The sequence below is a fragment of the Dyella monticola genome (assembly GCF_003363155.1).
Taxonomy (GTDB): domain Bacteria; phylum Pseudomonadota; class Gammaproteobacteria; order Xanthomonadales; family Rhodanobacteraceae; genus Dyella_B; species Dyella_B monticola.
In genome coordinates, this window is the sequence record NZ_QRBE01000007.1 from 226,280 (window position 1) to 237,422 (window position 11,143).

Here is an 11,143-nt window from a genome sequence, read left to right on the forward strand (position 1 = left end):
TTTCTTAGTGCTCCATCTGTATCCGGTTGCCGATCACACTGATCCTCACCGGATCGGTGTGCTTCCATTGCGATTTGGGAATGACCTGTTTCCAACCTGTACCAGACGGATCGCGGAAAAACCCGACGATGCAGACATAGTGAGCGTCATCGGCCATGGGTTTGTTCAGTGTGACGGTCATCTTCGGGCCGAGCACGATATCCGTTTGATTCACAACATCGGATTTGAGTACAGAATCGGCGGGGCTCAGCAATTGCGTATACGTCGCGGCGTTGAAGGCTTTGTCATCCTTCAATTGATACACGCGTATGGCAACCGGCAAGGAAGCGCCGCGTTCATCATGGTTGAGTCCTGCGCGACCTTCGACAACCAGGTTCATCTGCTTGACCTTGGCGATAAAAATCGCCTGCGCGGTATGGGATGAGGTGTCCTTGACGGTTTGCCACGCCCCGCATCCCGTCAGCAACGTAGCAACGATGGGGAAGGCTACGCAGCGCGACCTGAAAACAAACGAGGTACTCATGGTGCTGTCAGTTCCATTGGCAGCGGTAGGGTAGATGGCCCGGCGTTGTTGCGCGCAACGCTCGAAGGTTCCTGGGAAATGAAAATACGCTCGGGCAATTTGAAGCCGCGTAGCTTCAATAGATCGAGCGGCCCATCACCGACGTGCGTGCGTAGCACATAGCGCAGCGGCTCGGCGTCCGGCTGCACCCAGGTGAGTTCATAGCGTGTGCTATCGAGCGGCTTCACCTTGGCCTTGGCAAGCAGGCGCAGGAACGCCCAATCGCCCGTCTCATCGAATGCTTGCCGCACGCCCGCATCCAGCGTTTGCCACGTTAGTGCTGTGTGGCCATTCAGCCCATCACCGGGCCAGGCGATGGGCGACCAAGTTTCCTGCTGGTTGAAATACACGACCTGTTGCTTGTCGACGGTAAGCTGCGAGCGCGTTACGTTTGGAGTGGGTTGCGGCATGACTTCGAAGTGGTAGCCGGCGTCACCTTGCGCATACAGACGTGCGCCAAGCACCGACATCTGCTGCATCGCCGCCAGGAACGTCGGGTCGAACGCCAGCGTTTGCGGGGCAAGCCCATTGGGTACCCATTGATCACCTTGTTGCGTGAGTACGCCTGCCAGCTCCACGGTAAGGAAGCGCGCGATCAATCCTGTCGAAGGTTTGACGTACCGGCCCAATTCCGCGAAGGACGCATCGGCGTTCGTGTCGTAAAATGGATAGCGCCCATCGAAAGCGCTGTTGAACGGCATCGCCAAGCTGGCGCGCCACAGCTCGTTCAAGCTGGCGGCGGCCGGTTGCAGAATCGTTTGCCATGCGCCATCGAGCGGCCGCGCAAACAAGGCGTCGCCAAAACCCGACCATGCCGAACCGAGGCTCGCGGCGGTCAGGGCTGCTTGCTCGCGCACCTGGGCAAGGTCCGACAGTTTGCCTTGAAAGACGGCCTGCGCGAGGGCACGCGCCATGGTCTGCGCATCGGGGCTGTTGCCGATCTGCTGCAGTTTCAGACGCATGGTGGTGGCGGACGTCAGGTAACTTTGCAGGCTCACGCCATTCAAGCTGGCGGTGTTGTCGGTGCTATTCGCATCATGTGCTGTGGCGCCGCCGCTGTCGCCCATCAAGGCGAGCAGCGGGCCGAAGGCAGCGTCGAGCGGATTCGCGAAGGAGCTAGCGAGTTCCTCATCCTTGCGGCCGATCAGGCTTTGCGCGCGGTGTACCAGTTCATCGCCAATAGCTTTCGTCCGGCGGCCGGCTTGCGCCTGGCTTTGCACCGACTTCATCAAGGCGATGAGCGGCGAGGTTTGCGCATCGGTCAGGCGTGTGAGCTGATCGATAGCGGCGTTGAGATTGGGCGCCGGTTGCCACTGAATGCTATTGAGCATGTGCTGCCATGCCGCGGCGTATTCGGCGAAGTAGCGCGCGGTAAGGCGTCGTTTGATATCGTCGACGCGTGACGGATCACTTTCTGGAACGGCGACTGCATTGCCGTCGGTGAGCACCCAATCGCTTTGCACATGCCGCTCGCTCGCAGCCTTGTCGATGGCCTCGGCGATCATGCCGTCCCACGCGGCGCGCGTGTAGTGGCCCGGTACACTCGCCGCGGTAGAGAACAAGTCTTGCGCATCGGTGCCGTTTAACAACACCGGCAGCGAGACGTCGGCATATTTACCGTGTACACCGTCCATGACCGCGCGATAAAGCGTGTCATCGGCATTCGCCAGGCCAATCTGATTGATCAACGTACCGCGCGCCGTGGTGATCAATGCCACCGAGGGCGTTATGCGCCAATCGGGGTGTGTGGCCAGATGGTTCGCAAAGAAGACAGCCAGGCGCTGCGAAGTATCTTGCCATTCGCCTGGCGGCATGGATGTGACCATCGGAAACGCGTCGGTCATATGCGTCGCCAGAAACGGTGCGTCCACGCGCTGTGGGTCTGCCAGCATCAGATAGGTTTTGAGCTGATCGTACCCATGTCGTTGCGCGTCGTGGCTTTGCAGAGCATCGGCGCGCATTTGTCCGAGGTTTTTGAGCGAGGCTTCCAGGGCGAGCCGCGCAGGTGTCGTCAACAGGGAACGCGCGGCCGGGGCATAACGTTGCCACAGAATGTCGAGCGTGACGCCATCGTGGTTGAGGCCAAAGCGCGTGAACAGCGGTGTGTGGTGCCGCGCGCGTTCTTCGTAAAGGCTGATGCGCTGCTGCAGGGCTAGCAAGGCGCGGATGCGTGCGGCATCGTGGCCGGTATCCAACGCCTGCACCGCCACCTGTGACTGACGCAGCGCGTTCGCATTGGTCCACCCCGAGATCAGCATGCCGCACGTCCAAAGACCGATCAGCGCCAGGATCATCGTCGAGACGACTGTGATGGGATGAAAGCCCACACGGCGGCCACGGTCGCGCCGTGCGAGGGCACCAAGATGCGGCCAGATCGGTAGCTGTTGGAGCGGTTGACGTTCACCTTTTTTCGGTTGACCTGGCGCAAAGAACGCGCCGCGCAAGAGCAGGCGGCGTGCCGCGAGCGCGGCCAACCAGTTCGCTAGCGGTGCGCTTCGTACATCAAGGAGCCGGGAGATGGCAGCGGTATAGCCGATGTCGTCTGGATGGTCCGCAATGTCCCATACGCCTTGCTCGGCCAACTGATTGCGAAGTGCCCACAGATCCGCCTGCGCGACCTCCGCGTCCCCCACATGCGCCCACTCGCACCCCACCACCGGCGATTGATCGTGATGGACACCCCCGACGTGCAGTACGTAGATTGGCGCGGACCAATGCAAGGTGCTGGCGATACGTTGCAGTGTTGCACTGAAAGCGGGCGCATCGCGCGAAGCGTCCCGCGCTGATCCCACAGCACCGACCGGAACCACCAGCACCACGCCATCCACCGGTCGCCGACGGCGCAACCTCGCCAGTTGCTGCAACCAGCTCGCATCGGGGGGCTCTTCGATTGGGCGGGGTTCGCGCAGCACGACGACGTCGTCGGTAATGAGGTATCCGTTTTCGGCGAGAGACGGCAGTAGCGAAGTGATGGTTGTGTCCTCGCCCGTCAGCAGCAACCAGGGCTGGCGATAGCGCCAACGGCGACCGTGCCGAACCTTCAAGGCCGTAGCCAGTTCGTTGTGCCCCTGCCGCGCGATAGCCATACGGGTGGATGTTGTCGATGCACCGATTCGTGCCGCTGCATCGCGGGTGTGGCGATCGCTGTCGCGGTGAGAGGCATAGCGCGCGGCCCGACGCCATGCTGCCGTCACTGGGCCGCGACACGATAGGGTGATCGTGCCGATCAGCAGCACGACAAGTACGCGCACGGCGCGAGAAACGTGCAGTGCGGTGCCTTGATACCATGCAGCGATGGCTAAGCTCGCCGTTATGCTAAGTACGACGATCCAATATCCTGAAAGCCTTCGAGTGCTCATCCGTGTGGCCTTTATTCCTGTGATGCAGCGGCGGGCTGAACGACGGCCGCACAAAGTGTGTTCTGCCTACTTGCTACAAGTTGCGGCGTTTGAGTATGCGATGCGTGCTCGACGGCGAGCGCGAGGGCCAGCCACGCGGAAGCGACGCCGGCCTGACCCATGGCCACGTCGATATCGTGTGTGCCGCCGAGCGTTTCGGCAGGCGAAACGGCAAGCGACATATCGGAGGATGCTTGCGTCAGTGCCGATCGCTTCGCCTCTCCCAGTCCCGCGTGCCAAAGACTTTCGACCTTCGTTGCATCCGTGTTGCCCCACAGCAGCGCTTGTGAAAGCGTCTCGTGCGTGCTGTTCCTGGTGTCTTCGACTGGGCGATGGAGCAGCGCTTGCGGGGTAAGTCCCTCGCGCGCCGTGAAAGGTGCCCACCCTAACAACAAAGCGACGGCCGCCTCGGCGCTGTCGGCCTCGGCCTTTTCGTGCAATTGCACGGCGACGAACAGCACGAAGCGTTCAAGTTGAGGTCCGCCGCGGATGTCCAGCCATGCGTCAAGCTCCATGATGCCGCGTTCCGAAGTAAGCAGTGTTGTTTCGGCACAGTGGCATTCTGTTGCGCGCCAGCTCTGCTGCCAGCGCTTGAGAACGTCATCGTGCGGCGCCGTGGCGGGTAATTGCAGGTAGACACTAAGCGGTGCGCCGCGGGGAAGCCCGGCGAGCGAGACCGCGAGTGAACGTAGCAATATGGCGAAGCAGGATTGAAAACGATCTTCCTGGGTGAGCCCATCCATATCCAGCGTCGTGTGCCGCACCGATGTGCCGCCTGATATCGGCTCGCGAGATTCGAGCTGGCTTTGACCTGCAGCGATTTTTGCCGCGACACCGCCGTAGCCCATGGCGCACAGATAGCGCGCATCCAATACGGCCAGCGGTTCCTGCGCAAAGTGCAGCGCGTTGGCGCGGTCCGCCGCCAGCGCTTCATCTTCGGCGTGAAGGCGTGCCTCCTCCTGTTCGTGATAAAGCCAGCGCAAGCCGAAGAGCAGGCACCACGCGAGCGCCGGAAACACAAGCAGGCGCAACCAGAACCAGGTTGTATGCGTGGATTCGCCCTCGGGCCACATCAGCAAGGTAGATGCGGCACCCGCCAGCATGACGACGACGAACAAGGCGGCCCAGGCAATCGGCCTGGGCAGTGCGGGAGGTGTGGTGTCCCACTGCGCGGTGGGCAGTTCTACAGGCATGGCTCGACGATCAGCGCAGGCTGGAAATCAACCGGCAACCGCACGTTGCGCGATGCCCTTCGCGGGCCACGGGAATGCCGTCGTCGCAGGTCGTGGGGTCGCCCTCGATAATGCGGTTGAGGCGAACCTCCGGATGCTTCGGGCACCCTACGCTGTCGCCCTTGCGCGCAACGAAACGCCCGCGAATGCGCATTTTGTTCGAGGCGCTGGTGACCTTGCCGCCGTGATCGGTACTGTCACCGAGCCGGATGAAGTTGCTCATGGGATGGGTGCTCCTTGCTAAAGTGCTATGCCAGTTCCACCGCCGGACCTGACACGGCGCCGGCGTTGGAGGGTGTGACCTCGGTTGACGCCACCTTGGTGACATCGCGGTCGTTCTGGAAAACGCTTCGATAACGCAGGTAACCGCCTGTCATCCGATGGGGTTCCAACCCGCATTTGGGGATGTCGCGAAATCCGGCACGCGAGTCGTGGACGTAGTTGTCCATAAACTGGCGAACTTCCTCAGGTAGGCTTGCATCAGTATCGACGGCCGCCAGCAACTCACGGGTGGTCGCGTCAACCGGTTGGAGGGGATCGTCCACCAACAGCCGGCTAAATTGCATCGCGACCGCGTGGTCAAGAACATCATCGGTACCGCCGTCTGTTGCGCGTAGACGGTCACGGAGTGCTGCGGTCTGTTTTGCAAAATCGTCTTGTGCGTTACGCAGGTCATCCTTGTCCTTTGCGCCGGCGCGTTGATAGAAGCCGCGGGTGTCGAGCGCCTGCCCGCGTTGAAGCAGACCGCCACGCCACTGCAAATACTGATGCGTGTGCTGGCGGATGAAATCGCTGGCTGCGGCCGTACTGGACGCCGCGCCGATGCCGCAGGTCGACCAGAAAGCGTTATAGGCTTTGACCAGGTCTGGAGGCGTAAAGAAGTCCGCCTTTAATTTTGTTTGAAGGTCAATGTCTTCGCGAGATAGAACTGGGACTCCCGCCTTGAACGCCTCGTAATGCATGTCGTTAAGCGGAATCTGCGATAACTGCGACAGCTTGCCCTGCTCGGTGGGTAGATACCCTCCGCCGACATCCGAATGCATGCCGGGGTAGGCCATCTGCCGCACATTCGCTGCCGTCTCCAGGGGAAAGCAGGCGCGCTGCTCGTGCAATGCGAAAAAGTGTACGCATTGCTCCACGCTGGAGGGGATGTGCATGGTGCCGTCCGCCCAGGCCATATGGCCATTGATGCCGGGAATCATGTCCGGGATGCCCACGGACGCGACCGTGTCGAACAGCCCCATGAAATAGATGCGCAACGGCACACCCGCCAGCGCATAACCGCCATCCTGCTGCTGTAAAAGCTCGCTCAGCCAATGGGTGAACGTTCTCGCCTCGGCCGCGCCACGCGAAAACCCAAACACGGCCACATTGATCTGCGTGATGTGGCGCTGACTTTTTTGCACGACCGCGGCGAGCTTTTCTTCCCACGTATGCAACACCCTGCGGCGATAGCTGTTCTCGAAGGTGAGGGCGCCTACCGATGAGCTCATGTTGTTGACGATGATTTTGGCTTGGTCGTCACTGAACAGTAACGCCCCGTCGGTGATGTATGCATGGACAGCGTTATAGACGCGCGTAATGCCCCAGTTGATGCGATCGGCCCCCATGTAGCCGCCGATGCCACCTAACGTTCGCTGGCCGTAGGCGATAGCGCCGCCATCATGGTCGCCAATTTTTTCGAAAGGAGTACCTGCGCCGGGAATGTAATAGGAAAAGAAACCATTCTCGGGCTCATCAAACCGTGCGTTGAACAGTCGAGCAATATTGCTGTGTTTGCCCAAATCCTGTTGTTTGCCCGAGGTGCCGGGCTCCTGCCAATCCATGTTATTGCCAGTGCCGTCAAAGAAGACGGTGGCGTAAACCTGACCTTGGCATTGGGCGGATTCTTTGCTGCGGATGCATGTGAGGGCACGCTGCCTCTGCATCATTTCGAGCGGCGTCAGTTTGCGATAGCCGTCGACAGGCATGGGGTCGGGAATGGTCAATGTGTAAGGCATGGTGCTAGCTCCATTAGCGATGGATCGAATCGTCACATCCTGGCTTGGTCGCCCTTCAGCGGGTAATTGGGGTGTTGCAATAAGTACATGGTGACGAACACCTTGATATCGCCGTTGCGCAGGAAGTGAACAGCAAATACGCCGCCGTCTTCAGGGGTGTAAGGAGGGACCGCGACGATTCGCTCTTGCGGATGCTTGCCGGCTTCGTCCGTCCAGCTCACTGTAACGGTCATGTTGGGTGTGTATTTTCTAGGAATGGCAACGCAACAGACAAAACCTCCGCCACCTTTGTGGTGCATGAGTAATGCGCCACCTCGATCATTGACATAGAACGAGCCAATATCGCGATCAGTGTGGTTATAGCCCACGACATCCAGCCCCATGGTGTCGTCGTCGGCTTGGCAGCCCGATAAAGAAAAAATCGTGAGGAGCACGACGAGAAGCAGAGCAAACCTTCGCCGCGGCGAATATTTGCGATGGCCATCGGCAGGCATAGGGTCGGGAATGGTCAATGTATAAGGCATTGTGCTAGCTCCATTAGCGATGAAACAAATCGTCACAGCTTGGCTTCATCGCCCCTTAGGGGGTAATGGGGATTTTCCAGATAGTGCATCGTCACAAACACCTTGATATCGCCATTGCGCAGGAAGTGAATGGCAAAATGGCCGCCGTCTTCGGGGGTGTAAGGAGGAATCGCGACGATTCGCTCCTGTGTTTTCCCAATTTCGAGCCCACCCCAGGTCACCTTGACGGTCATGCCTGGCTTATAGGTGCGGGGAATGGAAATGCAGCAAACAAAACCGCCGCCACCTTCATGTTTTCCAACATACCCACCACCACCATTGCCGACAGAGAACCAGCCAATATCGCGATCAGTGTGGTTATAGCCCACGACATCGAGCCCCATGGTGTCGTCATCGGCCTGGCAGCCTGATAAGGGAAAAACGGCAAGGATTGCGATGAGAAGCAAAGCAAGTCTTCGCCACGGCGACCATTTGCGATGGCCATCGGCAGGTATGAGATCGGGAATGGTCAATGTATTAGGCATCGTGCTAGCTCCCTTAGCGATGGATCGAATCGTCACAGCTTGGCTTCGTCGCCCTTCAGCGGGTAATTGGGGTGCGAAGGTCCAAGCATCGTGACGAATACCTTGATATCGCCGTTGCGCAGGAAGTGAACGGCGAACAAGCCACCGTCTTCAGGGGTGTAAGGAGGGACCGCGACGATTCGTTCTTGCGGATGCTTGCCGGCTTCGTCCGTCCACCTCACTGTAACGGTCATGTTGGGTGTGTAAATTCTAGGGATGGCAACGCAACAGACAAAACCGCCGCCACCTTCATGTTGCATGAGTAAGTCGCCGCCTCGATCGTTGACATAAAACGAACCAATATCGCGATCAGTGTGGTTATAGCCCACGATATCCAGCCCCATGGTGTCGTCATCGGCCTGGCAGCCCGATAAAGAAAAAATGGTAAGGAACACGACGAGAAGCAGAGCGACCCTTCGCCACAGTGCGCATTTGCGATGGCGATCGTTGGGCATCGGATCGAGGATGGTCAATGTATAAGGCATTGTGCTAGCTCCATTAGCGATGAAACAAATCGTCACAGCTTGGCTTCGTCGTCCTTCAGGGGGTAATGGGGATTTTCCAGGTAATGCATCGTCACAAATACTTTGATATCGCCATTGCGCAGGAAGTGAACAGCAAAATGGCCGCCGTCTTCGGGGGTGTAAGGAGGAATCGCGACGATTCGCTCCTGTGTTTTCCCAATTTCGAGCCCACCCCAGGTCACCTTGACGGTCATGCCTGGCTTATAGGTGCGGGGAATGGAAGCGCAGCAGGAAGAACCCCCTTGCTCGTGTTTGCCAAGATATCCACCACCACCGTTGCCGACAGAGAACCAGCCAATATCGCGATCAGTGTGGTTATAGCCCACGACATCGAGTCCCATGGTCTTGTTATCGGGATGGCAGCCGGAAAGCATGACGGTTGCCAGTAAAAATAAAAAAGGGGTCACAACCTTTGTTATCAGCATGGATCGGCTTGGCTGTGTTGACGGTGAGGATGCGTACATGGAATCCGGTTATGTACGTGGCGATCTGCATGAGAGTGGCGAGTGCAAAGCGGGTGATGCGGCTTCGCCACCTTATTCTTCCGCTCACGGTTCAGGGCATTGCGTTCCAGGCGGTGCCGTGCCAACCGCTTTCGCGGGCGACTCGTTCTCCCAAAGCGGCGTGCCAGTCTGTAGCGCTTCATTTGGGAGAGCGTTTAGCAAGGTATGAAAATCCTTTCCATGAGATTGCTGGGGTCGGGCCAGCCATGCGGCAATCATCGGATGGTCAACGAAGCGACCGGAGGTGCACAGCGCCAGTCCCACAAAGTGGACCTGATCACGTCGTTCGAGCAGGCCGTGCTGCTGCGCCAACTTCCAATAGGCGTGGACAAAGGGGTAGAGCACCCGATGCGGAACGCTGTCGATATGTTGTGAGATCGTCTTGCGCAGTTCGTAGATAAGGATGTCTGGTTCTACGGCCGCGGACAGTTGGCTGAATTGAGCCTCGTTGAGCTGGAATGGCATGGGGCCCGCTTTGGGCGCTTCTGCCGCATGCCTTGAAAGAACATGTTGCTGCTCGATACCAAAGCGGTCGATGCTGATCCACTGCGTGACAGGGTGCGTGAAGAAGTCGCGCTGCTCATGGGTCAGGACATCGAGCCAGGCTGGCAGGATGCGGGTGTCGTACCAGCGCATGAGCAGTGAGCGTCCATCGGGCGTGACGGCAAGATGGAATTGCGCGAAGTGCTCGGTCAGCGGAACGAGCGGCAGTGTTGATTCAAGCATGCTGACGCACGGCTTCCGTTTACCGATGCCCATGGCTTCGTCGGTTACTTTTCGGGTGGCTTCACATTCGATGGTGACGTCGATCAGCAGCGGCGCGATCTCTGGGAGAGCCTCCTCGGCGTGCCCATCGAACAGCGAGCGGTGAAAAACGCCCCATCGCAGCAATTTCTTGTGAAATTGCGGGTGTTGGCTGGAATCAAGAAGCATGTAGCGAAACATGTTTTTCACCTAACTCACGTAAACACCAAGCGCGCCCTGACGCATGGCGTCAATGAGGCAGCTCTTGCAGGTGGTTCGGGAAAACTGTGGCAATGTCATGGTGTCCGAGGCTGGTTCGACGGTATCCCAGAATGCGCACTTCTCCAGGATGTCGCCCGGAGTAACGTTCTCGATGCGATTGCCATTGATGCGGATATAGGAGCCTCCCGCCCCGATCCATATCTCCTTGGCTGCCGACAACACCAGCCTTCCGTTGGTGCTGGTGATGGTGAGGTCTTTGAGGGCGGCGAGTGTCATTTCGTCTCCTTGAGCCTGGATTTCCACCTTGCCTTGACCGGCGATGAGCTTCATCCCGAGCTTCTGCGCGAACAGGCTGATCTTCTCGCCCGCGGCAACGGTGAATTTGCGCAGCACGCCCATGTCGGCGTTCTCGCCCGCGGTAACGGTGAGGTTGCGCCCGGCACTGTGTTGGATGGTTTCGGGCGAGGTAAGGGCGATGGACGATTGAGCGGAGAGCACCATGACAGCTTGCTGAAGGTGCTTGAGCTGCTTTTGCAGCACATCGTTCATTGCCTTGGCGTCCGCAGCGTCGGCTTGGGCCGACTTGGCTGCTTCGGCCAGGGTTTCCGTCTGTTTGTGTGCCACTTCGAGCTGCTGCAGGGCTTCCTGCATGGCAAGCTGCGCGCCCTGGGCTCTCGGTTGGTCATAGGTGCTGACGATTAAACCCTTTCCGGCGCGCAAAGCGCCGTGGGCGGAGGTTCGTAGCTCGAAGCCTTCGCCCCGCTTCTGCCGTTGACCATCCACCAGGTGGCCCAGCCCCAGTTGGCTGATGCCCGAGTGCGGCGTGGTGAGACGGATGTGCTCCTGGCCATCCCAGTCTTCGATGTCCATT

The 11,143-nt window shown here is 59.0% G+C and carries 11 protein-coding genes; all 11 read right to left on the reverse strand.

The features are described 5' to 3' along the window. Positions 1–4 precede the first annotated feature (4 nt). Positions 5–523 carry a type VI secretion system lipoprotein TssJ gene (gene tssJ, locus DWU98_RS13240; protein WP_115496027.1) on the reverse strand — a complete coding sequence of 173 codons (519 nt, stop codon included), beginning with the start codon at positions 521–523 and terminating at the stop codon, positions 5–7. Next, complete coding sequence (locus DWU98_RS13245) at positions 520–3,813, reverse strand: ImcF-related family protein (protein WP_158545058.1); 3,294 nt, start codon at positions 3,811–3,813, stop codon at positions 520–522. The genes tssJ and DWU98_RS13245 overlap by 4 nt, the downstream gene beginning before the upstream one ends. Before the next feature lie 119 nt (positions 3,814–3,932). Further along, the gene (locus tag DWU98_RS13250) at positions 3,933–5,153 is read right to left on the reverse strand and encodes a hypothetical protein (RefSeq protein WP_115496029.1); all 1,221 of its coding nucleotides are present in this window, start codon (positions 5,151–5,153) and stop codon (positions 3,933–3,935) included. 10 nt (positions 5,154–5,163) lie between these two features. Beyond that, on the reverse strand, positions 5,164–5,415 hold the full coding sequence (locus DWU98_RS13255; RefSeq protein ID WP_115496030.1) for a PAAR domain-containing protein: 252 nt from the start codon (positions 5,413–5,415) through the stop codon (positions 5,164–5,166). 25 nt (positions 5,416–5,440) lie between these two features. Continuing rightward, a complete protein-coding gene (locus tag DWU98_RS13260; protein ID WP_158545059.1) occupies positions 5,441–7,180 on the reverse strand; it encodes a T6SS phospholipase effector Tle1-like catalytic domain-containing protein in 1,740 nt (579 codons plus the stop codon). A gap of 44 nt (positions 7,181–7,224) precedes the next feature. Further along, on the reverse strand, positions 7,225–7,716 hold the full coding sequence (locus DWU98_RS13265) for a DUF3304 domain-containing protein (RefSeq protein WP_230474842.1): 492 nt from the start codon (positions 7,714–7,716) through the stop codon (positions 7,225–7,227). Positions 7,717–7,748: 32 nt separating this feature from the next. Next, the gene (locus DWU98_RS13270) at positions 7,749–8,240 is read right to left on the reverse strand and encodes a DUF3304 domain-containing protein (RefSeq protein ID WP_115496033.1); all 492 of its coding nucleotides are present in this window, start codon (positions 8,238–8,240) and stop codon (positions 7,749–7,751) included. Positions 8,241–8,272: 32 nt separating this feature from the next. After that, entirely contained in the window at positions 8,273–8,764 is a 492-nt protein-coding gene (locus tag DWU98_RS13275) for a DUF3304 domain-containing protein (protein ID WP_230474843.1), read from the reverse strand. Positions 8,765–8,796: 32 nt separating this feature from the next. After that, positions 8,797–9,228, reverse strand: a complete 432-nt coding sequence (locus tag DWU98_RS13280) for a DUF3304 domain-containing protein (RefSeq protein WP_115496034.1) — start codon at positions 9,226–9,228, stop codon at positions 8,797–8,799. Between the two features lie 123 nt (positions 9,229–9,351). Continuing rightward, positions 9,352–10,251: a DUF4123 domain-containing protein gene (locus tag DWU98_RS13285; RefSeq protein ID WP_147293322.1), complete on the reverse strand. Its 900-nt coding sequence runs from the start codon at positions 10,249–10,251 to the stop codon at positions 9,352–9,354. A 9-nt stretch (positions 10,252–10,260) separates the two neighbouring features. Beyond that, positions 10,261–11,143 (reverse strand): DUF2345 domain-containing protein (locus DWU98_RS13290; RefSeq protein WP_147293323.1); only part of this gene is annotated, 883 nt, incomplete at its 5' end.